The following is a 21,693-nucleotide window of genomic DNA, read 5'->3' on the forward strand; positions in this document are numbered from 1 at the left end:
AAATTATGTATAATTTCGACGTGGAAAAGCCGACCAGTGTCGCGGATGCGGTCAAGGCGTTGAGCCGGGATGAAGCGCAGCCGTTGAGTGGCGGGCAGACCTTGATCCCCACTTTGAAAGCGCGATTGGCGATGCCGTCGGTGCTGGTGTCGCTGAGCGGAATCCGCGAAATGCAAGGGGTGCGTTTGGCAGACGACGGGCGGTTGTGTATCGGCGGGGGCACCATTCACCGTGCTGTCGCCGAGGAAGCCAAGCCGCATTATCCCGGATTGGCGAGCCTTGCGGCACGGATCGGCGACCCTGCGGTACGCAACCGCGGCACTATAGGTGGGTCGGTGGCCAATAACGACCCTTCCGCTTGCTATCCGGCGGGGGTCCTGGCCAGTGGCGCGACGATCGTCACCAACTCTCGGGAAATAGAGGCGGATGATTTTTTTCAGGGAATGTTCAGCACCGCGCTTGAAGAGGGAGAGATTATCACCGAGGTAAAATTTCCGGTTCCGGAGAACGCGCGCTATGAGAAGTTCATCCAGCCTGCATCGCGGTTTCCTTTGGTCGCGGCGTTCGTGGCCAAGTTCAGCGAGGGTGTCCGGGTGGCCGTGACCGGGGCTTCTGAGAATGGGGTGTTCCGGTGGACCGAGGCGGAAACGGCGCTTTCGGCAGACTTTAGCGCCAAGGCGCTGGAGGGATTAACCCTGGATGGCGGGAGCATGATCAGCGATCTGCACGGGTCCGGTGCGTATCGCGCCCATCTGGTGGGTGTCATGACCAAGCGGGCCGTTCTTGATTTAGTCTGAACCACTGGCGTTTGCGAAGCTGTGAGCCGTCCGTAGGAAGCTGCGGGCGGCTTTGTCGTTTCAATCCGATATGATGTTTGTGGAGTTATGGAACGGAACCGGCCCGGACCGCGTTAACAGGTAACGCTGCCCGAACGGCGCCCACAACCCGTAAGGAACACAAATGTATAGAGTTTTGAAATCAACTACCTCATTGACCATGTGCGTGGCACTTGCGTTGCCGGTTGGCGCTTTCGCCCAACCCGTCAGCGATCCGCAGGCTTCCGCCGAATTCTGCATGGAGGAAGGGACACAGCCTACTTTCCCTTGTTCCTTGCCAGATGGAACCGAAGTTGTAGATGCGGAACAACTCAATACCCTTCGCGAGGATGGTACCCTGGCTGAAATCTTCAAGGCTGAGGCCGCCAGAACTGCGGGTATTGTGAACGCCGAAACCCAGGCAACCGCCGACGCGCAAGCTTTGGCGAAGGCCAGAGCCGCCGCTGAAGCTTCCGCTGCGGCAGAAGCTCAGGCAGCCGCTGATAAAGCTGCATCCGATGCCGAGTCCGCCGTTCAGGCCGCCGCCGACAAAGCCGCGGAAACGCAAGCTGCTGCTGATGCCAAGGCTGCTGAAGCTAAAGCCGCCGAGGATGCTCAGGCACAGGCTGCGGCAGAGGCGAAGGCCGCTGAAGCCCAGGCTGCGATGGACGCCGAGGCAAAGGCCGAAGCCGACCGCGAAGCTGCTGTAGCCGCGCAGATCGAGGCCGACGCGCAGGCCCGTCAATCGGCCGAGGCTGCGGCCCAATCAGAAGCCAACGCGACCGCGCCGTCGGCGCAGGCTGAAGCTGCTCCCACGCCAGCCCCGTCGGAAGCCGACCTGGCGGCCCAGCAAGCTGCCGAGGAGGCACGCCGGGAACAGCGCGCGGCTGAAGCCGCCGCCGCTGCCGCCGCGGCTGAAGCCGCCGATAGTGGCGCGGCCAAAGCCGACGTGGTAACCGAGGAGATCACCGCCGAAGATACGCGCAGTTCCAGCCAGGAGTTTTCGACAACCCTGAACACCCAGACGAATGCCAATACAACAGCGACTGCCCCCGCCAAAGAAGACGATGGTATGAGCAAGTTCGAAAAAGCCCTGTTGCTTGGTCTGGGCGCCGTTGCCGTAGGGTCTGTATTGAACAACGGTTCCAAGGTGATGAGCAACTCTGGCGACCGCCTGGTGGTTCAGGATCCAAACGGTGACCTGCGCGTGCTGAAGGATGACGCGGCATTGCTGCGCCAAACCGGCGACGAGGTTCGTCGTGAGACCTTTAACGACGGTTCATCGCGGACCACTGTGACAAAGCCGGACGGGAGCAAGGTTGTAACGATCCTTGGTCGCGACGGTACGGTGCTTCGCCGCATCAATGTCGATCCGCAAGGAAACGAATTTGTTCTGTTTGACGACACGCGTGCCGAGGAAAACGTGGTTGTCAACGAACTGCCACGTGTGGAACAGCACGATACACTGGCCAGCCAGCAGGACGAAGAAGCCTTGCGGAACGCTTTGGCGACACAGTTGCGCAACAACCAGACGCAGCGGTTCTCGTTACGACAGGTTCGTGATATTCGCCAGGTTCGTGCTCTTGCACCCGAGGTAGAATTGGACGCGCTGCGGTTTGCCACCGGTTCGGCCGCGATCCAACCGGAACAGGCACGTGCATTGGCCAAGATCGGTGCCGCCATCAGCGACGCCGTTCACAACGATCCGCGTACTGTGATTCTGATCGAAGGCCATACCGATGCCGTCGGCGATGCGGGGTATAACCTGGCTTTGTCAGACCGTCGCGCCGAAACAGTTGCCCTGGCGTTGACTGAATATTTCGACGTGCCGGCCGCTAACCTGATCACCCAAGGGTACGGCGAAAGTAACCTGAAGGTGCCGACGCTGACTGCGGAGCCGGCCAACCGCCGTGCCGTCGTGCGCAACATCACCGGTTTGCTGCGCCAGTGATCGGCATCTGAACCACCAAGGGTTTGAAAGCGAAAAAGCGCCCCTGCACATTGTTGCAGGAGCGTTTATCTTTTCTGTCTATCCTGTGTGCCGGAAGATGCAGCCTACTTAGGCAGAGGTCCGATCAGCATGACCATCTGGCGGCCTTCCATCTTTGGAAAGTTCTCGACGCGTCCGACCTCTTTGGTGTCCTCCGAGACCCGCTCCAAAAGTTCGCGACCCAAGTTCTGGTGAGCCATTTCGCGACCACGAAAACGCAGAGTGATCTTTACCTTGTCGCCGTTTTCCAGAAACTTGAACACGTTACGCATCTTGACGTCATAGTCATTGGTATCGGTGTTGGGTCTGAATTTAATCTCTTTGATCTCGATGATCTTTTGCTTTTTCCGCGCTTCGGCTTCGCGTTTCTGCGTTTCGTATTTGAATTTGCCGAAATCCATGATCTTGCACACGGGCGGGTTGGCGTTGGGCGAAATTTCGACCAGATCAAGCCCAGCCTCTTCGGCCATTTCCATGGCGCGTTCGGGTGTCACAACGCCGGCATTTTCGCCGTCGGCACCGATCAGGCGGATTTCATTCGAACGGATATTTTCGTTAATGCGCGGGCCAGTGTCTCTTTGGGGCGGCGCGTTATGCGGTCTGCGAGCGATGATGATCGTCCTTTGATTGTTGACTGAATTCGAAGTTGAAAGGTAAACCTGCAAAAGCCCTTCTTCAAGTCGCAAAATGCGGCTTAACCCCACAATTAGTGCGGTTTACTGCTTGCATCAGCCCGCTGGAGGGCACATTTGGTCAATTGAGCATCCTTACAGTATGTTCCACGCCAATACGACCATGTTCAAAAGGACACTTTCACCATGAAAAATTTCGTCTGGATCATCATAGCGGCCGCGATCGTTCTGGGGGGGTACATCCTGTACTCTGGCAGGTCAGTTCAGGAAATTGCTGTCGATGCGTCGAATGCGGTAAATGCACCGCAAGCTCTTGATAGTGCGACCGATGTCGTGGGCGATGCCGTAGAAGCCACCGGAGGGGCGGTTGCAACGGCAGTAGAAGCGACCGCCGAGGCTGCCGCGGCCGCCGCTGATGCGGTATCAGAGGCTGCGTCCGATGCGGCCGATGCCGCTGCCACCGCCACAGAAGACGCGGTCACCGCGACCAGAAAGCTTGCCCAGGATCATAGTGCTCCGACGACCGCGGTGACGACGTCGACACCTGATACCGCCGAAACCACGGCGGCCCCGGCCACCGACGAAGCGCAGGTCGCCGCCACCAATGATGTGGAGAATGCAACAAACGGTGCCAGCACGACAATCGCGGGGTCGTCCCAGACGGCCCCCCAAGGTGTGACGCCAACCGAGCAGGCCGCCACCGCTGCACAGTCCGAAGTAGTCGCGGAAATTGATGGCGCGGCTCAGGCCAGGCTGGAAGCTCAGGCCAATGCGGAAGGCGACGTCGCGCAAGCACCCTCGACCGTCACCACCGATACCGAAACAACCGCAGCCACACCCGAGCAGCTTACAACGGTAGACGGTTTCGATCTGGAAAAGGTACAGACGATCATCGACGAGTCAGATTTGCCTGCAACCCAGAAGACCTTGTTGAAGCGCGGACTTGAAGCGGCGGGAACCAGCCCTGAAGCCCTGCGGGAAATACTGATCCAGGTGCGCCAAGCCTTGAACCTTTAAGCTTTACGGCACATCAGGCACCGAAAGACCGCGCCCGGGAACACCAGAGCGCGGTCTTTTTTCCATAATTGCTGTCGCGTCTTGTCAGCCTAGGGTCAATACGCGCGATTAACCGACAAATGCCTTTTCTACCACATAGTGCTGAGGATCGGAGTTCGCCCCTTCTTCAAGGCCGAAGCCTTCGAGAATATCCTTGATGTCCTTGTTGAAACCAAGGCTACCGCAGACCATGCCACGATCAGTCTCGGCATTGATACCATCGATGCCCAGATCCTCGAACACGGTGCCGTTTTCCAGCAGCGTGGTGATGCGGCCCATCTTGGAACTGTGCTCGCGGGTCGTGGTCGGATAATAGACCACCTTGCCCTCGACAAGGTCACCGATAAGCGGGTCGTCGTCGAGGCTGTTTATCAACGTTTGGCTATACTCCAGATCGGCCACATCGCGGGTGGTATGGGTCACGATGACCTGATCGAATTTTTCGTAGGTCTCTGGTTCGCGTAACAATGACGCAAACGGCGCGAACCCAGTACCCGTCGCGAATAACCACAAGCGCTTGCCGGGTAGAAGTGCATCATGCACCAACGTACCGACCGGCTTGGGCCGCAAGATAAGCTGATCGCCAGGCTGGATATGTTGCAGCTTCGATGTGAGCGGACCGTCTTGGACCTTGATGGAATAGAACTCCAACTCCTCGTCCCAGGACGGCGACGCGATGGAATAGGCGCGCAACAACGGCTTTTGTTTGCCCGACTTGGGGTCGGGATCGCCCAGCAGACCAATCATCACAAATTCACCGGACCGGAAGCGCAAAGACGCGGGCCGGCTCACGCGAAAGGAAAAAAGACTGTCCGTCCAGTGCTTTACAGAGGTTACGGTCTGCGCGTCGGGAAGCGTTGGCACTGGCTTGGCATTGGTTTGTGTCACTGGTTTCTGCTCGGTCATGAATGTCACTACGCGATCTTGGTGCGTATCCTTTGTCTTTAGGGGAAGAGAAGGGGTAGGAAAAGGGCCGTCTTAGCCGCGCAACCGTGACTGATAGTCGTGGTCTTTCCAATTGGCGCGGGCCAGCCATTGGTCTTGCGGCTGTCGTGCCGCCAGGTCGTCGGGGATTTCGACTTCGTCAAACCCTGATCGTCTGACCATGGCGTATTGATCGGCGATCACATGACCGCGCGCCCGCAGGCGCCCGGTGTAGCCGCGCAATCGCAATTGCCGTGCAAGGGTAAAGCCACGCCCATCCGCGGCGTGTGGGAAATCGACCCGTATCATTTGCAGGCTGTCAGCCAGCGGAATGTCATCGGGGTGTGCATCAGAGGCGACGTCGATGGCAATCGCATCCCGAGCCGCAGCGAGAGGTGCATAACCGGTCGCCCAATCGTCAACGACAAAACCCTGGTCGGTAATCAGCTGTGTCATGAGTTCGCTCCTGTTCGGATCATCTTGCCGTCTACAAAATGGATGCCGCATTCGTCTTTTTCAATGTCTCTCCATCGACCGGCCCGGGGGTCTTCACCGGGTTTGACCGCAGAGGTACATGGCGCACAGCCAATGCTTGGATAGCCCCGGGCGACCATCGGATGGCGCGGCAGACGGTTTTCATCTATGTAATCAGCCACGTCGGCTGCCTGCCAGTGCGCCAGCGGGTTCACCTTTATCCGGGCCGGTGCACCCGGTGCCGTTTCGATTTCGAAAAACGGCAGGTGGGCCCGGGTGCCCGACTGGAACCGCTTGCGACCGGTGATCCAGCCGTCAAATCCAGTCAATGCCTGCTGAAGCGGCACCGTCTTGCGAAGGGCACAGCAGGCGTCGGGATTGCGTTGATGCAACGTGCCGTCAGGGTCGGTTCGGGCCGGATCCGATGCTCGGATGATCGAAACATTGCGCAATCCCAGACGTTCGCTCAGCTCTTGTTGATAGACCAGCGTTTCGGCGAACAGCATTTCGGTGTCAATGAACAACACGGGCAAGTCGCGTTGGACCATCGACGCGAGGTGCAACAGCGCCACGGATTCAGCGCCGAAACTGGACACCAAGGCCAGATCAGGCACATTTTCAACCGCAGCGTGCAACACATCGGTCGCACTGTGGTGGCGCATGGACCTGTTTAGCACATCTACTTGATGGGTCATCACAGTGACGCGATCCGACCCTTCGGGGAGGATTTTTTGGCCATTTGGAAGCTGGGGGTGATCACGCGGCATGGGCACGTGCTTCCGGGTAGAGAGCCGATTTGAACGGGGCGAGACCTAGGCGTCGGAAGGTTTGCAGGAAGGTTTCGGACGCATCTGTCCGCAGGGCCAGATACCCGAGTACGAGGCGTTCGATGGCCGGGACGATGTCATCGGCGGAAAAGCCGGGCCCCGCACGTTCGCCGATGGTGGCGGTTTCAGTACCGTCGCCGCCGAGCGTGATCTGGTAGTTTTCGACACCGGCGCGGTCGAGCCCGAGAATCCCGATGTGGCCCACGTGGTGGTGGCCACATGCATTGATGCAGCCCGAGATCTTGATCTTGAGCGGACCGATGTCGTGTTCCAGCTTCAGCTCGTCAAAGCGGGTCGCGATTTCCTGGGCAATCGGGATCGAGCGGGCTGTCGCCAGCGCGCAGTAGTCCATGCCGGGGCAGGCGATGATATCGCTGATCAGGCCGATATTGGCCGTGGCAAGGCCGACCTCTTTCAACGCCGCGTGCAAGGCGGGCAGGTCGCCGCGGTGCACATGGGGCAGGATCACGTTCTGTTCGTGGCTGATGCGCAGTTCGTCATGGCCGTATTCGGCCGCCAGTTCGGCCATATGGTGCATCTGCTCGGCGGTGGCGTCGCCCGGGGTCTTGCCATGGGCCTTGAGGCTGATCGACACGATCGCGTAGGACGGATCGCGGTGGTCGGTCAGATTGGTGTCGGCCCAGCTTTTGAACACGGGATCACTGTCATAGGAAGCAGTATAGGCGTCCGTCGGGGCGGTCTTGAACGTCGGGCTGGCGAAATCCGCCTCGATCCGCGCCAGCATCTGCTGGTCGACGCCGGTGAACTGCGGACGGATCAGCGCATAGCGGGCGTCAACCCGTGCGCGAATGTCGTCGATGCCGTTTTCATGCACGGTGATCTTGATCCGCGCTTTGTATTTATTATCGCGGCGGCCCAACAGGTTATAGACCGAGACGATGGCCTCGAGCGTAGGCAGCAGGTCTTCGGAGCTGACGAAGTCATAAAGCACCTTGCCGATCATCGGGGTCCGGCCAAGGCCGCCGCCGACGATCACCTGATAGCCGATCTCGCCGTCTTTCTCGACGATTTGAAGACCGATGTCATGGGCCTTGATCACCGCACGGTCATGGGGCGCGCCAGAGACAGCGACCTTGAACTTGCGCGGCAGGAACTGGAATTCCGGATGGTCGGTGGACCACTGGCGGATCAGTTCGGCCACGGGGCGCGGATCGGCGATTTCATCCGCGGCGGCACCGGCGAAATGGTCGGCGGTCACGTTGCGGATGGTGTTGCCGCTGGTCTGGATGGCGTGCATGTTCACTTCGGCCAACGCGTCGAGCATATCGGGGACATCACGCAGCTGGGGCCAGTTGTACTGGATGTTCTGGCGCGTGGTAAAATGGCCGTAGCCCTTATCCCATTTGGCAGCAATATCGGCCAGCTTGTGCATCTGGCGGCTGCTGAGCGTGCCATAGGGGATCGCGACCCGCAGCATATAGGCGTGCAGTTGCAGATAGAGCCCGTTCATCAGGCGCAGCGGCTTGAATTCATCCTCGGTCAGGGAGCCGTCAATACGGCGTTCGACCTGCGCGCGAAACTGCGCATTGCGTTCGGCGATGAAGGCATCGTCAAATTCGGTGTAGCTGTACATTATTGAACCTCCTGCTTGCCGTGGGTGTAGTTGCTTGGACCCTTGGCGCGGAATGCTTCGCGGAAATGCGATGGCTTGGGGGTGTCTGTGTTGGTGTCGACATCGGCCAGATAGGCCCCGACGGTCAGGTCGGCTTGCTGGATCGCATCGATCAGACGCACATCGGCGACGGCCTCGTCGGTCAGGACTTCGGCCTCTTCCAATCTTCGGGTCCAGCCGGTGGCGGTCTGGTAGATCACGTCGCCTTCCAGCAAGGCATTGGCGGTGACGACTTTGGGGGTGAAGGGCTTGGCCATTATGCCATCTCCTCTTGAAACAATTCGGTGGTGGCGCGGGCGGCGGCACGGGGTGCCAGCCCATAGAAAGTCAGGGCGGGGCCGGTCAGATTGGCCGCGGTGAGGTCGGTGGGCAGACGGTCCAGCGTGGTTTCGACAATCCGCTGATCCGCGCGCGAGGCGCTCTCGACCAGCGTGACAGGCGTGCTGCGGTCGGCCCCGTGCATCAGCAGGCGGCCTTGGATGAACCGCGCGGATTTCTTGCCCATATAGATCGCGGCAACCTCGCCGGGGCGGGCCAAAGCGGCCCAGTCATGATCGGCGAACCCTTTCACGTCATGGCCGGTCAGGAACCGCACCGAGGCATTGCGCCCGCGTTTCGTCAGGCTTTGCCCGATGGCCGCGACGGCGGCAGAAGCAGAGGTGATCCCCGGCACGATATGCCAGCCGATACCATGGGCGTCCACGGCGTCGATCTCTTCGTCCAGGCGGCCAAAGACGGTGGCATCGCCGGATTTCAGACGGACCACCTGGGCACCCGCCTGCGCGTGTTCGACCAGCAGATCGTTGATGGTTTCCTGCGCGGTGGAGGGGCCGAAGCCTTCCTTGCCCACGTCGATCATCAGCGCCTCGCGGCGGGCGAGTTCGAGGATCTCGGGGCTGATCAGCCGGTCGTAGATCACCACATCGGCCTCGTCCAGCGCGCGGCGCGCCTTGAGGGTCAGCAGTTCGGGGTCACCGGGGCCGCCGCCGACAAAGGCGATGTGACCGGCGCGCGCGGCGCGGGACTGGTGGTCAGACAGCAGCGTATTCAGCGCGTTTTCGACGGCCGCCTTGCCATCCGCCACGGCGCGGGGGCCAGCGCCAAAGTAATAGTCGCGCCAGAAATCGCGGCGCGGGCGGCCAAAGGGCAGGGCGTCGGCCATCTTGCGGAAACCCTTGCCTATCCGCGCCAGCGTTCCCAGCGTTGTGGGCAGGCGCTCTTCCAGATCGGCCTTGATCGCACGGGCCAGCACGGGGGCCGCGCCTTCGGTGCCGATGGCGATGGTCACGGGGTCACGGTCCACGATTGCGGGGGTGATAAAAGCGCTGTCGTGCAGATTGTCGACGATATTGACCAAGGCCCCTTCGGCACGCGCAATCGCGGCGGTGCGGGCGTCTTCAGCAGTATTTTCATCGGCGGCATAGAACAGGGCAGCGCCAAGGACATCACCGGGGCGAAGCGCCCGGGTATGCAAGGTCAGGCGGTGCTGTTCGGCCCAGGCTGCGATTTCGGGCGCAGGTGCGGGGGAGAACACGTCGATCCTGGCCTGGGTCTTCAACAGCAGGCGCAGTTTGGCCATCGCAGCCTCACCACCTCCAGACAGCACGATACGCTGGCCCTTGGTCGACAAGTAGATTGGGAAGTGGTCCATATGCTTCAGTCCTTGCGCTTGGCTTACGATATATATAGGAAATAATTCCAATACGGCGCTAGATGTCTGGATATATAAGGACGAATGTTCTGTTTTGCCGAGCAGTGAGAACGTAGTACCAAAGAGAAAGAGAAAAGCGGAATGGATGTTCGGATCGATGATATAGACCGGAAAATTTTGGCTCAGCTTCAGCGCGATGCCAGCCAGTCGTTGGATGATATTGCCCGCGAAGTCGGCAGTTCGAAGACACCTGTGTGGAACCGGATTCGCAAATTACGCGACGCGGGGGTGATCGGTCAGCATACGGTGGTGCTGGATGCCGAGGCATTGGGATTTGAGGCGTGTTTCTTTGTTCTGATCCGCACATCCGCCCACGAGGCGGAATGGCAGGCGGCATTCCTGAAAGCGCTGAAAGACCGACCAGAGGTTCAAGAAGCCCATAGGCTTGCGGGGGATATTGATTACATCCTGAAGGTAAGGGTCAAGAACGCGCGTGCCTATGATGTGTTTTATCAGGCGTTGATATCCGAGGTGCGTGTGCACAACGTTACCGCGTTGCTGTCGATGGAAGAAATCAAATCCACGACCATGCTGCCGTTGTAGCATTACCTAGACCTGGACGATCAACCGTTCGAACCTGTGAAAATGGTAGGCATCGGCAAAGCGCGGCTTTTCGACAAGACGCAAGGCTGGGGCATGATCGAACAGGGCGCGCAGGGCGATCTGCATTTCCAGTCGTGCCAGCGGGGCACCCACGCAAAAATGCAACCCGCCGCCAAACGCCGCGTGGGCGCTGGCCGGTCGCGCCGGGTCAAACCTGTCGGGGTGGTCGTAAACCGCGGGGTCGCGGCCCGCCGCCCCCAGAACCAGCGCAATCTTGTCACCCCTCTTCAGGGTGGCATCGCCCAGGTCGATATCTTCGTAGGCGTAACGTTCAAACACATGCAGCGGCGGGTCGTATCGCAAGATTTCCTCGACCGTGGCGTTGACCGCGTCAGCGGCCAGCGCTGCAAGGGGCGTATGGTTCGACAGTAAACAGGCGACCCCGTTGCCAAGTGCGTGCACTGTTGCCTCGTGGCCGGCGTTCAACAGCAAGACACAAGTCCCGATCAGCTCGTCCGTGCTCAGCTTTTGGCCGTTCTTCTCCGCCATGATCAGTTGCGTGATCAGGTCATCGCGTGGATCGTGGCGGCGGTGTTCGACGTAGCCTTGTAAAAAAGTGGTGAATTCGGCAGCCGCGGCGTTAGCGGCATCTTCGGTGACGCGGCTCCGGCCGACTTGATACACCGCGACCATATCATTGGACCAGCGCAACAGATCAGGCCACATGTTTTCAGGCACACCCAACAGGCGTGCGATAATCCGCACGGGCAATTGCGTACAAAAAGCGGGGATCAGATCGAACGGATCGCGGGGAAAACGTGCGAGCAGCTCGGCAGCGATCTTTTCGATTTCGGGTGCAAGCCCGGCGATCCGGCGCGACGTAAAAGCGCGTAGCACCAGCCCGCGCAAACGCGTATGCGACGGGGGCTCAAGCTCCAGCATCGAATGGGTCTCGAGGGCGTAGAAATCTGCCATGTGGGCGGGGGTCGGCTGGCGTTGATCGGAAGGCACTTCGCGCCCCAGCCGTCGGTCACGCAGCAGGGCGTGAACCGCGGCAGCGTCAAACGCCGCAAGCATACCGTAGTCCTGCCAAAAAAGCACCGGCCCGTCGGCGCGCGCCCGCGCGTAAACGGCATAGGGGTTTTGAATGAAACCAGGATCGCGGGGTGAAAGGCAAAGAGTTTTCATCGGTGCAGCAATATACGCAGCTCTGGTCAATGCAAACCGGTCTGTGCCAAATGGCTTTCATGAGCCACGGAATGCGCCGACGCGCTGTTACACTTACGATATTCCTGATCACCGTTCTGGCCTTGTCCGGCGGGGTCTGGCGCTTTGCCTATCTTCAGGGGTTGGATCAACTCAGTGCGCGCGGGCAGGCTGACTTGTCGCTGGCCAGCGACAGGCTGGTGGGACAGCTGCAACGGTATCGCGACCTTGCGGTGTTCCTGGCAGACCATCCGCAGGTCGAAGCTGTGTTGCGGGGGGCATCACCGCAAGCGGGGCAGGCGTTTTTGCAAAAGATCGCAGACAAGTCTGCCGCACTGGATGTGCAGGTCATCGACACGCGGCGTGTCGTCCTTGCGTCGTCCCGCAGCGCCTTGAACGAGACCGTGTTGGACCGGCGTTTTGTAAGACGTGCTTTGGGCGGCGCGCTTGGCTGGGGACATGGGCCGGACATGCCCTTGACCGACCGTGCTTATTTCCACGCCGCCCCGGTATTTAACGATTTGGGCAGGGTAGAGGGCGCGGTGATTGTCGCAACCGATTTGAACGGTATCGATTACGACTGGCGCGGCAGCAACCCGGCAGCGTTTTTCACCGATGATAACGGGGTGGTGCAAATTGCCAATCGGTCTGAACTGCTGTTTTGGCAACGCAAGAACGGGGCAGTGGGGCTGACGCCTCCTCAGGGTGCGTGGGGTGAGTTCAGCGCGGTCACGGTCAAAGGCCATGAGATATGGAACATGAAGTGGGGCCCATATCTGCCCGACACGGCGCTGCACCTTACCCAATCCTTGCCGGTGATCGGCATGACCGGGGAGGTGCTGCTTGATACAGGGCCAGCGCGTCGTCTGGCATGGTCACAGTCCGCTGCGGTGGCGGCGTTGTGTCTGGCGTTCGGGGCGCTGCTGTTCCTGGCGACTGAACGCCGACGCACCCTGTTCGAAGTCAACACCAGACTGGAGCGTCAGGTGGCAAAACGCACTGCCGCCTTGAACGCCAGCAACACCGAATTGCGCCGCGAAGCAACCGAACGCGAGGAAGCACAGGCTGCATTGCGCCGGGCACAGGCCGATCTGGTACAAGCCGGCAAGCTGTCCGCCCTTGGACAGATGTCGGCGGGCATCAGCCATGAATTGAACCAGCCGCTCATGGCGATCAGATCATTCGCCGAAAACTCCGTGCAATTCATGGAGCGCGGCAAATTTGACCGGGCTTCGGAAAACCTGACGCGGATTTCCCAGATGGCCGCGCGTATGGCTCGAATCATCCAAAACCTGCGGGCCTTCGCGCGACAAGAAAGCGTGCCTCAAACCCGCGTAGATGTCGCCCGGGCGGTGGCCAGCGCTGTTGAAATGACCCATGGCTATCTGCAAGCGGCGGGTGTCTCCCTTGATTATGCGGCGCCAGCCGGTCCTATTTGGGTGCGTGGCGGCGAAGTGCGCTTGGGGCAGGTGTTTGTGAACCTGATCTCGAATGCTGCGGATGCCATGACGGAAAGTAGGATAAAGAAACTGTCGATCGTCATCGAAACAGGCGATGTCGTGTCGGTCAGGTTCTGTGACACGGGCCCGGGCATCGAAATGCCTGACAAGGTGTTCGACCCGTTCTATACGACCAAGACAGTAGGGAGCGACAGCGGCATGGGTCTGGGATTGTCAATCAGCTATGGGATCGTCCAAAGCTTTGGCGGTGATATTCGCGGGTCCAATCTGGACAGGGGCGGGGCGATGTTTTCGGTGCAGCTGGAACCCGGCGACGAGATGGAAAGCTCAATATGAACAGAACTGTGCTTTTGGTAGACGATGACGCGCCAGTACGCGAGGCATTGACCCAAACCCTGGAACTTGCGGATATGAACGTGATTGCCGCCGGGTCGTTTGTCGCGGCCAAAGACCGTATCAATGCCGGATTTGACGGGGTTGTTCTGTCCGACATGCGCATGCCGGGACGTGATGGATTTCACCTGTTGGCATATGCGCAGGCCCAGGACCCCGATCTGCCGGTGATTTTGTTGACCGGTGAAGGTGACATTCCGATGGCGGTGCGCGCCATGGAAGCCGGAGCATTTGATTTCATGGAGAAACCTTGCGCATCGGCACAGCTTTTGGCCGTAACCGAAAGAGCGTTGAAAACCCGCGGGTTGATCTTGGAAAACCGCCGTCTGTTACAGATCGTCGAAACCGGCGATCCTGCGGGGCGTATGATCTTTGGGTCCTCGGATCTTGCCGAAAGCTTACGGGCCAAGGTGCGTCGCGTTGCCGGTGCCGCCGCCGAGGTTCTGGTCACCGGTCCTTATGGGTCGGGCATTTCAAAGGTAGCCGAGGTCATTCACCTGTCGTCAGCCCGGTCCAAGGGCCCTTTTGTAAAGCGCGCGGCGGATGGGTTGACGCCGATAGCGGTCGCAGAGGCATTGCAAAGCGCTACGGGCGGGTCATTGTTTCTGGACGAAGTCACGTCGTTGCCTGCGCAATCCCAGTTAAGCCTGATCGAAATTCTCGAGAGCGCGCCGGATGTGCGTTTGATAGCCGGGACCAACCGTGACCTGCAAACGCTGGTTTCCGAAGGACGGTTCCATGCAGATCTGTACTATAGGATCGAAGTGATGACGGTGCGTATTCCGTCACTGGCGGAACGACCGGAGGATATTCCCACCATGTTCCGCCGCTACGTGGATCAGGCCGCCGAACAATCGGGGATCACCGCGCCCGAGGTCACACCGCAAATCGTGGCCGGCTTGATGGCGCGCGATTGGCCGGGCAATGCACGTGCGCTGATGTCGGCGGCGATGCGTTTCGTGATGGGTGTCGCCGACGACCCGGTGGCTGACACTGAATTGGGGTTGGCGGAACAGATGGCGCAGGTTGAACAATCGTTGTTACGCGCAGCGCTGAGACGCGCAGGCGGGCAAGCCAGCGCTGCGGCCCTTGCCCTGCATGTACCGCGCAAGACCTTTTACGACAAGCTGGCAAGATACGGGATTCGACCCGAGGATTTTCGTCATTGATCTGCCGATGGCGACCTGTGCGGAATCTCGCACAATCGTTCCTGTAGACGTGCGAAATTTCGCACATGCGGCAATGCGGCGTGTGTTGGCACAAACAACTTCTCCCCGTATATATCTGATATATATGAATAATACCGCATTCACGCGTCAGCCTTGTCACGGGCTTGTGAGATAAGCGGATTAGCGCTTTAGTACCGCCACCGCATGTCAGGCAAACCGACATGCAAGGACGAAACATCTCTCTGGGAGGAGAAACACATGAAATTCCTGACAACAACTGTTGTAGCGCTGACCCTTTCCGTAAGCGCGGGCGCAGTCGCCGCTGCAACGGCGTGTGACGACGGCGAAATCGTCATCAAGTTGAGCCACGTGACCAACGCTGACCGCCACCCCAAAGGTCTGGCCGCGTCGCTGCTGGAACAACGCGTCAACGATGAAATGAACGGCAAAGCCTGCATGGAGGTTTTCCCGAACTCGACTCTTTACAACGATGACCAGGTTCTGGAGGCCCTGTTGCAGGGTGACGTCCAGATGGCGGCCCCATCGCTGTCCAAGTTCGAGCAGTTCACCAAGCAGTTCCGCATTTTTGATCTGCCCTTCATGTTCAAGAACATCGAAGCTGTTGACGAATTCCAAAACTCGGACACTGGCGTGGCGATGAAAGAATCCATGACGCGTCGTGGTCTGTTGGGCTTGGCGTTCTGGCACAATGGCATGAAACAGATGTCGGCCAACAAGCCTTTGATGGTTCCCTCCGATGCTAAAGGTCTGAAGTTCCGCGTGCAGAACTCTGACGTGCTTAAAGCACAGATGGCAGCGATGGGTGCAAGCCCGCAGCCGATGGCATTTTCCGAGGTCTATGGCGCGTTGCAAACTGGCGTTGTAGACGGTCAGGAAAATACCTGGTCCAACATCTACGGCCAAAAGTTCTTTGAAGTTCAGGATGGTACGACCGAAACCAACCACGGTGTGCTGGATTATATGCTGGTAACGTCGACCGATTGGTGGGACAGCCTCGATGCGGATGTACGTGACCAACTGGCGACAATTGTCAAGGAAGTCACCGACACCCGCAACTCTGAATCGTCGAAAGTGAATGCCGACGCCAAGCAGGCAATCATTGACGCCGGCGGTGTCGTGCGTGAATTGGATGCCGCGCAGCGCGAAGAATGGGTTTCGGCGATGAAACCTGTCTGGCAAGAGTTTACCGCCGATGTGGGCCAGGAAAACATCGACGCCGCACAGGCGATCAACGCCAAACATTGATGATTTTTCACCCCGCCTTGTGCGCGGGGTGAGATACTGCGTCGGGCCTGCGGTCTATCACGATAGCGGACCCGACCTTTTCTCCTCTCGTAGCGGAGCTTTCCCATGTCACATGATGTGCAATCTCATTCTGCGCTCGGGCGCATCGTCAACGAGCTTGAAGAGACAGCGATCGCTGTGATCCTCGGCCTCATGACTTTAATCACCTTTATCAACGTCGTGCTGCGGTATGGTTTCAACACCGGGATCATCTGGGGCCTGGAGGCAGTGACGTTCCTGTTCGCGTGGCTGGTGCTGTTCGGCATGAGCTATGCGGTCAAGGTCACCGCCCATCTGGGCGTTGATGCCGTGATCAACCTGTTTTCATCCACCACCCGACGCCTGCTGGCATTGTTTGCGGCCTTGATCTGCATAGCCTACGCCGGTCTGTTGCTGAAAGGCGCGTGGGATTACTGGGCACCTTTTGCGGGGCTTGATGCCACATCGGGACGCTGGTTCCCGACCGGTTTCGAGAACAGCCGCGACCAGGCATGGTACGAGACCGTAGACATTCCAATGCCCGACTGGCTGCGCTTTATCGAGCCGATCATGAACGAGGGCGAGACCTATGGCAAGCTGCCGCGGTTCATTCCGTATTTCATGTTGCCGTTCGGGATGGCCCTGCTGCTGTTTCGATTCATTCAAGCGGGCGCGCGGATATTTAAAGGGGCTTCGACCAGTCTCATCGTCAGCCACGAGGCCGAGGACGACATTGAAGCCATCAAACATTTGAACGCGGGGAACTGAGCGCATGGACGTTCTTGTACTATTTAGCATGATCGTCGGCTTGATGCTGCTCGGCGTACCGATCGCCGTCAGCCTGGGCTTTTCGTCGATCCTCTTCTTGCTCGTGCTGTCGGATTCGTCGTTGGCGTCGATTGCGCAGACGTTTTTTCAGGCGATGGCGGGCCACTATACGCTGTTGGCTATCCCGTTCTTCATATTGGCGTCGTCATTCATGTCGACCGGCGGTGTGGCACAGCGGATCATCCGGTTTTCCATTGCGCTGGTGGGGCATTTTCCGGGGGGGCTGGCGATTGCCGGTGTTTTCGCCTGTATGCTCTTTGCGGCCTTGTCGGGGTCTTCTCCGGCGACGGTGGTGGCGATCGGGTCGATCGTCATCGCAGGCATGCGCGAGACAGGCTATACCAAGGAATTCGCCGCAGGCGTCATCGCCAACGCCGGTACGCTGGGCATTCTGATACCGCCGTCGATCGTTATGGTGGTCTATGCGTCGGCTACAGATGTATCTGTGGGGCGGATGTTCCTGGCTGGCGTCATTCCTGGCCTGTTGGCCGGTACCATGCTGATGCTGACGATCTATATCATGGCGCGGGTGAAGAAACTGCCGCAGGGTGAATGGCGCGGGTGGGGCGAAGTCATCACGTCGGGCCGCGAAGCCGGGTGGGGCCTGATGCTGATCGTCATCATTCTGGGCGGTATCTACGGCGGGATATTCACCCCTACCGAAGCCGCTGCCGTCGCTGCGGTTTATGCTTTTCTGATCGCGTCATTCGTATACCGCGATATGGGGCCGCTGCACGTCAAAGGTGAGGCGAACAACCTGTCGCTGATGCGTAAACCGATCGCGCTGGTGACTGTATTCTTCCACCGTGATACCCGAGACACCCTGTTCGAGGCAGGCAAACTGACCATCACATTGATGTTCATCATCGCCAATGCCTTGATATTGAAGCACGTTTTGACTGATGAGCAGATCCCTCAGCAGATATCCGCGGCGATGTTGAATGCCGGGTTCGGACCGATCATGTTTTTGATCATTGTCAACGTGATCTTGCTGATCGGCGGGCAGTTCATGGAGCCATCGGGCCTGTTGATCATCGTCGCGCCGCTGGTGTTTCCCATTGCCATCGAACTGGGGATCGATCCGATCCATCTGGGCATCATCATGGTGGTCAATATGGAAATCGGGATGATCACGCCCCCGGTCGGACTGAACCTGTTCGTGACATCCGGGGTGGCCAACATGCCGATGATGAATGTTGTAAAAGCGGCCTTGCCGTTCACGGCCGTCCTGTTCGTCTTCCTGATCATGGTGACGTACATCCCCATAATCTCGACCTGGTTGCCGACAATGATGATGGGACCCGAAATTATCACCCGGTAACGTCACACCGCGCGACCGCGTGAGATGTTGACCTAAGCAAATGGCGGCGTGCAGTGAGACACGTCGCCCTTTGATGTGAGGTCAGTTATGAGTTTATTTTGCAAAATGAAATTCAGGCGTCATTCAAGGCCTGAATGATCGGAAGGAAATCAGCGGCTTGCAGGCTGGCACCGCCCACCAGAGCACCATCCACGTTTTCGGCAGTGAATATTTCCGCCGCATTGCTTGGTTTCACCGAACCCCCATAAAGCAGACGGATTGTCTTGCCCTGGGTGTCCCCGAAGCGACGGACCAACTGGGCACGGATGAAGTCATGGACCTCACCGATTTGCGCGAGGGTAGGGACGTCGCCAGTGCCGATCGCCCATACCGGCTCGTATGCGATCACCACGTTTTCACCGTTCGCCCCGTCCGGAAGAGAGCCGGCAAGCTGGGTTGCGATGGTATCGAGAGTGATGCCTGCTTGGCGGTCTTCACCGCTTTCGCCAACACACAGAATGGCGGTCAGATTTTCTTTCCACGCGGCCCGGATCTGTGCTTGGACCTCGGCATCGGTTTCGGCATACCGATCGCGACGTTCCGAATGGCCCGCGATGACATAGGACGCCCCGGTTTCTGCAATCATCCGGGCGGAAACGTCGCCGGTAAATGGGCCATGGGGCTGTGGGTGGCAACATTGCGCGCCAATGGCAATATCGGTGGAGGTGACGAGTTGGCATGCGTGAAAGAGCAACGTAGCGGGGGGACAAATTACCGTTTCGCAGCCCTGCGGGTCTATTTGCGCGGCAAGGGTAGTCAGTTCGGCCAGCGCCGAGACCGAGCCGTGCATTTTCCAGTTACCGGCAGCTAGTTTGCGGCGCATGACGAGACCCCTGTTGTTATTCACCAATCTCGATAACAGCAGCCCGCACCGGGAGCAACGGATCCAGTCACCCGGCTAGGCCGCAGCGTAGCATTTTAGCCAAACTTTATGGATTCTCCGCATCCGCATGCTTCGGTCACGTTGGGATTGCGAAACTTGAAGCCAGCTTCAAGCAATGATGTTTCATAATCTATCTCGGTCCCGAACAGGAACATTTGCGCCATGGGCGCAATCATCACCCGCGCCCCGTCCTGTTCGACGACCTCGTCGTTCTTGTCAGGCTCGTTTACGTATTCCATGGTGTATTCCATCCCCGCGCAACCACCCTTCTTGATGCCGATGCGCAGGCCCGCGTGACCGGCGGACGCCATCAGCTTGGTAATCTGTTGAGCGGCCTTGGGCGTGATCGTGACGGCCTGTTTGCCTGGAATTGCGAACATTCTGGATACTCCTGTTAAGGCAAAGATAGGCGCTTTGCCGGGTATTCTCAAGCCGTGGCGTGTTGATTTGTGCACGCCGTGCGGTGACTACCGGCGTGGGCCTGATCAGAGCCGCTTTGGACGATAGCAGCTTTGAGTACCCGCATGGCCTCAACGTCAAGTCGCGGCGTGATCACCAGGCCATCGCGACATCATGCCGAGAAGACCCGAATTTACGAGATCGTGATCGCCGACTGCCTCATGAGCAATTCAGCGCGGTACAATCCTACATAAAGCCAAGTTCCAGGCGCGCCTCGTCCGACATCATGTCCATTCCCCAGGGTGGCTCCCAGACAAGGTCTACATCAACGGTTTTGACACCGGGCAAAGGCTCGACCGCGTCCGCGACCCAGCCTGGCATCTCACCTGCAACGGGGCAACCGGGCGCGGTGAGCGACATTTTGATGCTCACTTCGTTTTCTGTACTGATATCAATGGTATAGATCAGGCCGAGCTCGTAAATATTTACGGGAATCTCAGGGTCGTACACTGTGCGGCATGCTTCTACCACCTGCTCGTACAGCGGATGATTGGTCGTTGAGGGCGCAATCAAAGGGGTACCTTCAAGGGGTTGTGTGCTGTCGGTCATCATTGGCCTCACTGTGTTTCCTGATCGTTTATATAGGGATTGCGCGCCGCAGCGTCCAGAGGGGTGATCAGCCTTTGCGCCTGCGCACCGGCTGGGGTTTCACCCTGGCCTCGATCATGTCATAGAGCATACCGACAATATCCCTGCCGGTCGCCTTTTCGATCCCTTCGAAACCGGGTGAAGAGTTGACCTCCAACACCTTGGGCCCGCTTTCGGATCTCAATAAATCGACGCCCGCTTTACCCAGCCCAAAGGCACGCGCCGCTCGTGTCGCGGTATCGCGTTCCAGCTTGGTAATTCGCACGACACGGGCGGACCCTCCCCGGTGGAGGTTCGACCGGAAATCGCCCTCCGCACCGGTGCGTTTCATCGACGCGACAACCTTTCCGTCCACTACAAGACAGCGGATATCCTCGCCGGCGGCTTCCTTGACGAAATCTTGAACCAGAAAATTTGCCTTGAGCCCCCGAAACGCGTCGATGACAGATTCCGCGGCCTTCTTGGTCTCGGCAAGCACGACGCCTTTTCCCTGGGTCGATTCCAGCAACTTCACGATCAACGGTGCCGTGCCGACAAGCGCCATCAGGTTCGACGTGTCCTTGGGCGATGCGGCAAAGGCCGTCGTCGGCATGCCGATCTTCTTGGAGGCCAATACCTGATGCGCGTGCAGCTTGTCGCGGCTGGCCAGTATGCCCGCAGACCCGTTCACACAGTAGGTCCCAATCGTTTCAAACTGACGGATTACCGCACAGCCATAGGGCGTGACCGACGCACCGATACGTGGAACCACCACGTCGTAGCGCGGCAGACGCTTGCCGTCATAATGCACTTCCGGGGCCATCGTGTTGATCGCCATGTAGCAGCGCGTCGTATCGATAACTTCGACCGTGTGCCCTCGCGCCTCACCAACCTCGACCAACCGCGAGGTCGAATAATTCGTCGCTTCCCGGCTCAACACGGCCACACGCAGCGCCCTTTGCGGTGCCTTATGACGCACCGCGGCAGTATGATAGACATCATAGCTCAAATCCGGCTGCAATCGCTTTTCCGTCGGCGAAATCGTAATATGATCGGTCAATGCCTGACGCCCCAGCAGCATCCGGCTCGCCATGCCCGCCCGGTTGGTCAGGGTTACATCGATCGGCCAGCTTTGCCCGCCCACCTCAAGACTGGTGGATATCACATAGCGCAGCTCCGACTCCCCATTCGAAGATGTCACTTCGCGCCGGTCAATGATCGGTGCAGAGCAGGTGATGGTGAACAGCTCATTTCCGGCAACAGGATATACGTTGAAGCGCACCTTTGGCTTGGCCGCTGAACCAAAGACCTCGATGTCGTGGGCGTGCAGCGCCGATGTCCGGGCACCCGTATCAATCTTGGCCTTGATGGCGGGCAAACCCAAATCCGGAAGAGCAATCCACTCTTCCCACCCAAAGGTCAGTTCTTGCATGGCACTTACTCCGGCACAGCTGAATGTGTCCGCCGCCTAGCAGGTCG

At 58.8% G+C, this 21,693-nt stretch carries 21 protein-coding genes; 9 read left to right on the forward strand and 12 right to left on the reverse strand.

What is annotated here, in order from left to right; translation table 11 throughout:
* The first annotated feature begins 5 nt into the window (after window positions 1-5).
* Both AC13DE_RS04150 and AC13DE_RS04155 read left to right on the forward strand, forming a co-directional pair.
* The gene (locus AC13DE_RS04150) at window positions 6-797 is read left to right on the forward strand and encodes an FAD binding domain-containing protein (RefSeq protein WP_483047135.1); all 792 of its coding nucleotides are present in this window, start codon (window positions 6-8) and stop codon (window positions 795-797) included.
* Between the two features lie 163 nt (window positions 798-960).
* Window positions 961-2,766 (forward strand): OmpA family protein, encoded by a 1,806-nt coding sequence (locus AC13DE_RS04155; RefSeq protein ID WP_483047136.1) that lies wholly within the window; start codon window positions 961-963, stop codon window positions 2,764-2,766.
* 104 nt (window positions 2,767-2,870) lie between these two features.
* Here the strand turns inward: AC13DE_RS04155 and infC are convergent, their stop codons facing one another.
* Complete coding sequence (gene infC / locus AC13DE_RS04160) at window positions 2,871-3,470, reverse strand: translation initiation factor IF-3 (protein WP_446306177.1); 600 nt, start codon at window positions 3,468-3,470, stop codon at window positions 2,871-2,873.
* 153 nt (window positions 3,471-3,623) lie between these two features.
* On the opposite strand from infC, the gene AC13DE_RS04165 reads away from it, so the two are divergent.
* The gene (locus tag AC13DE_RS04165) at window positions 3,624-4,454 is read left to right on the forward strand and encodes a hypothetical protein (RefSeq protein ID WP_446297054.1); all 831 of its coding nucleotides are present in this window, start codon (window positions 3,624-3,626) and stop codon (window positions 4,452-4,454) included.
* A gap of 108 nt (window positions 4,455-4,562) precedes the next feature.
* On the opposite strand, the gene AC13DE_RS04170 is transcribed toward AC13DE_RS04165, so the two are convergent.
* From AC13DE_RS04170 to cysG, 6 genes are all read right to left on the reverse strand, one after another.
* Window positions 4,563-5,399 (reverse strand): ferredoxin--NADP reductase, encoded by an 837-nt coding sequence (locus AC13DE_RS04170; RefSeq protein ID WP_446313263.1) that lies wholly within the window; start codon window positions 5,397-5,399, stop codon window positions 4,563-4,565.
* Window positions 5,400-5,471: 72 nt separating this feature from the next.
* On the reverse strand, window positions 5,472-5,873 hold the full coding sequence (locus AC13DE_RS04175) for a DUF934 domain-containing protein (RefSeq protein ID WP_446297056.1): 402 nt from the start codon (window positions 5,871-5,873) through the stop codon (window positions 5,472-5,474).
* Window positions 5,870-6,658, reverse strand: coding sequence for a phosphoadenylyl-sulfate reductase (locus AC13DE_RS04180; protein ID WP_483047137.1), 789 nt, complete (start codon window positions 6,656-6,658; stop codon window positions 5,870-5,872). Before AC13DE_RS04180 ends, AC13DE_RS04175 begins: the two co-directional genes overlap by 4 nt.
* Entirely contained in the window at window positions 6,648-8,312 is a 1,665-nt protein-coding gene (locus AC13DE_RS04185) for a nitrite/sulfite reductase (RefSeq protein ID WP_483047138.1), read from the reverse strand. Before AC13DE_RS04185 ends, AC13DE_RS04180 begins: the two co-directional genes overlap by 11 nt.
* On the reverse strand, window positions 8,312-8,608 hold the full coding sequence (locus AC13DE_RS04190) for a DUF2849 domain-containing protein (RefSeq protein ID WP_483047139.1): 297 nt from the start codon (window positions 8,606-8,608) through the stop codon (window positions 8,312-8,314). Before AC13DE_RS04190 ends, AC13DE_RS04185 begins: the two co-directional genes overlap by 1 nt.
* Window positions 8,608-10,002 (reverse strand): siroheme synthase CysG, encoded by a 1,395-nt coding sequence (gene cysG / locus AC13DE_RS04195; protein ID WP_483047140.1) that lies wholly within the window; start codon window positions 10,000-10,002, stop codon window positions 8,608-8,610. The genes AC13DE_RS04190 and cysG overlap by 1 nt, the downstream gene beginning before the upstream one ends.
* A 141-nt stretch (window positions 10,003-10,143) precedes the next feature.
* Here cysG and AC13DE_RS04200 point away from each other — a divergent pair, with 141 nt between their 5' ends.
* A complete protein-coding gene (locus AC13DE_RS04200; protein WP_446313268.1) occupies window positions 10,144-10,605 on the forward strand; it encodes an Lrp/AsnC family transcriptional regulator in 462 nt (153 codons plus the stop codon).
* A gap of 6 nt (window positions 10,606-10,611) precedes the next feature.
* Here AC13DE_RS04200 and AC13DE_RS04205 read toward each other — a convergent pair whose 3' ends face one another.
* Window positions 10,612-11,793: a cytochrome P450 gene (locus AC13DE_RS04205; RefSeq protein ID WP_483047141.1), complete on the reverse strand. Its 1,182-nt coding sequence runs from the start codon at window positions 11,791-11,793 to the stop codon at window positions 10,612-10,614.
* 71 nt (window positions 11,794-11,864) lie between these two features.
* Here AC13DE_RS04205 and AC13DE_RS04210 point away from each other — a divergent pair, with 71 nt between their 5' ends.
* From AC13DE_RS04210 to AC13DE_RS04230, 5 genes are all read left to right on the forward strand, one after another.
* The gene (locus AC13DE_RS04210; protein WP_483047153.1) at window positions 11,865-13,607 is read left to right on the forward strand and encodes an ATP-binding protein; all 1,743 of its coding nucleotides are present in this window, start codon (window positions 11,865-11,867) and stop codon (window positions 13,605-13,607) included.
* A complete protein-coding gene (locus AC13DE_RS04215; protein ID WP_483047142.1) occupies window positions 13,604-14,833 on the forward strand; it encodes a sigma-54-dependent transcriptional regulator in 1,230 nt (409 codons plus the stop codon). The genes AC13DE_RS04210 and AC13DE_RS04215 overlap by 4 nt, the downstream gene beginning before the upstream one ends.
* A gap of 258 nt (window positions 14,834-15,091) precedes the next feature.
* The gene (locus AC13DE_RS04220) at window positions 15,092-16,099 is read left to right on the forward strand and encodes a DctP family TRAP transporter solute-binding subunit (RefSeq protein WP_446297065.1); all 1,008 of its coding nucleotides are present in this window, start codon (window positions 15,092-15,094) and stop codon (window positions 16,097-16,099) included.
* A gap of 105 nt (window positions 16,100-16,204) precedes the next feature.
* Complete coding sequence (locus tag AC13DE_RS04225) at window positions 16,205-16,885, forward strand: TRAP transporter small permease (RefSeq protein ID WP_483047143.1); 681 nt, start codon at window positions 16,205-16,207, stop codon at window positions 16,883-16,885.
* A 4-nt stretch (window positions 16,886-16,889) separates the two neighbouring features.
* Window positions 16,890-18,266: a TRAP transporter large permease gene (locus tag AC13DE_RS04230; protein ID WP_446297067.1), complete on the forward strand. Its 1,377-nt coding sequence runs from the start codon at window positions 16,890-16,892 to the stop codon at window positions 18,264-18,266.
* Between the two features lie 112 nt (window positions 18,267-18,378).
* Here the strand turns inward: AC13DE_RS04230 and tpiA are convergent, their stop codons facing one another.
* The 4 genes from tpiA to rimK all read right to left on the reverse strand — a co-directional run bounded on the left by tpiA (window position 18,379) and on the right by rimK (window position 21,646).
* The gene (gene tpiA, locus AC13DE_RS04235; RefSeq protein WP_483047144.1) at window positions 18,379-19,128 is read right to left on the reverse strand and encodes a triose-phosphate isomerase; all 750 of its coding nucleotides are present in this window, start codon (window positions 19,126-19,128) and stop codon (window positions 18,379-18,381) included.
* A gap of 95 nt (window positions 19,129-19,223) precedes the next feature.
* Window positions 19,224-19,568 (reverse strand): HesB/IscA family protein, encoded by a 345-nt coding sequence (locus tag AC13DE_RS04240; RefSeq protein ID WP_446297069.1) that lies wholly within the window; start codon window positions 19,566-19,568, stop codon window positions 19,224-19,226.
* A gap of 265 nt (window positions 19,569-19,833) precedes the next feature.
* Window positions 19,834-20,196, reverse strand: coding sequence for an SUF system Fe-S cluster assembly protein (locus AC13DE_RS04245; protein ID WP_446297070.1), 363 nt, complete (start codon window positions 20,194-20,196; stop codon window positions 19,834-19,836).
* 67 nt (window positions 20,197-20,263) lie between these two features.
* On the reverse strand, window positions 20,264-21,646 hold the full coding sequence (rimK, locus tag AC13DE_RS04250) for a 30S ribosomal protein S6--L-glutamate ligase (RefSeq protein ID WP_483047145.1): 1,383 nt from the start codon (window positions 21,644-21,646) through the stop codon (window positions 20,264-20,266).
* Window positions 21,647-21,693 lie beyond the last annotated feature (47 nt).

It is taken from the genome of Sulfitobacter sp. L-8 (assembly GCF_056859255.1).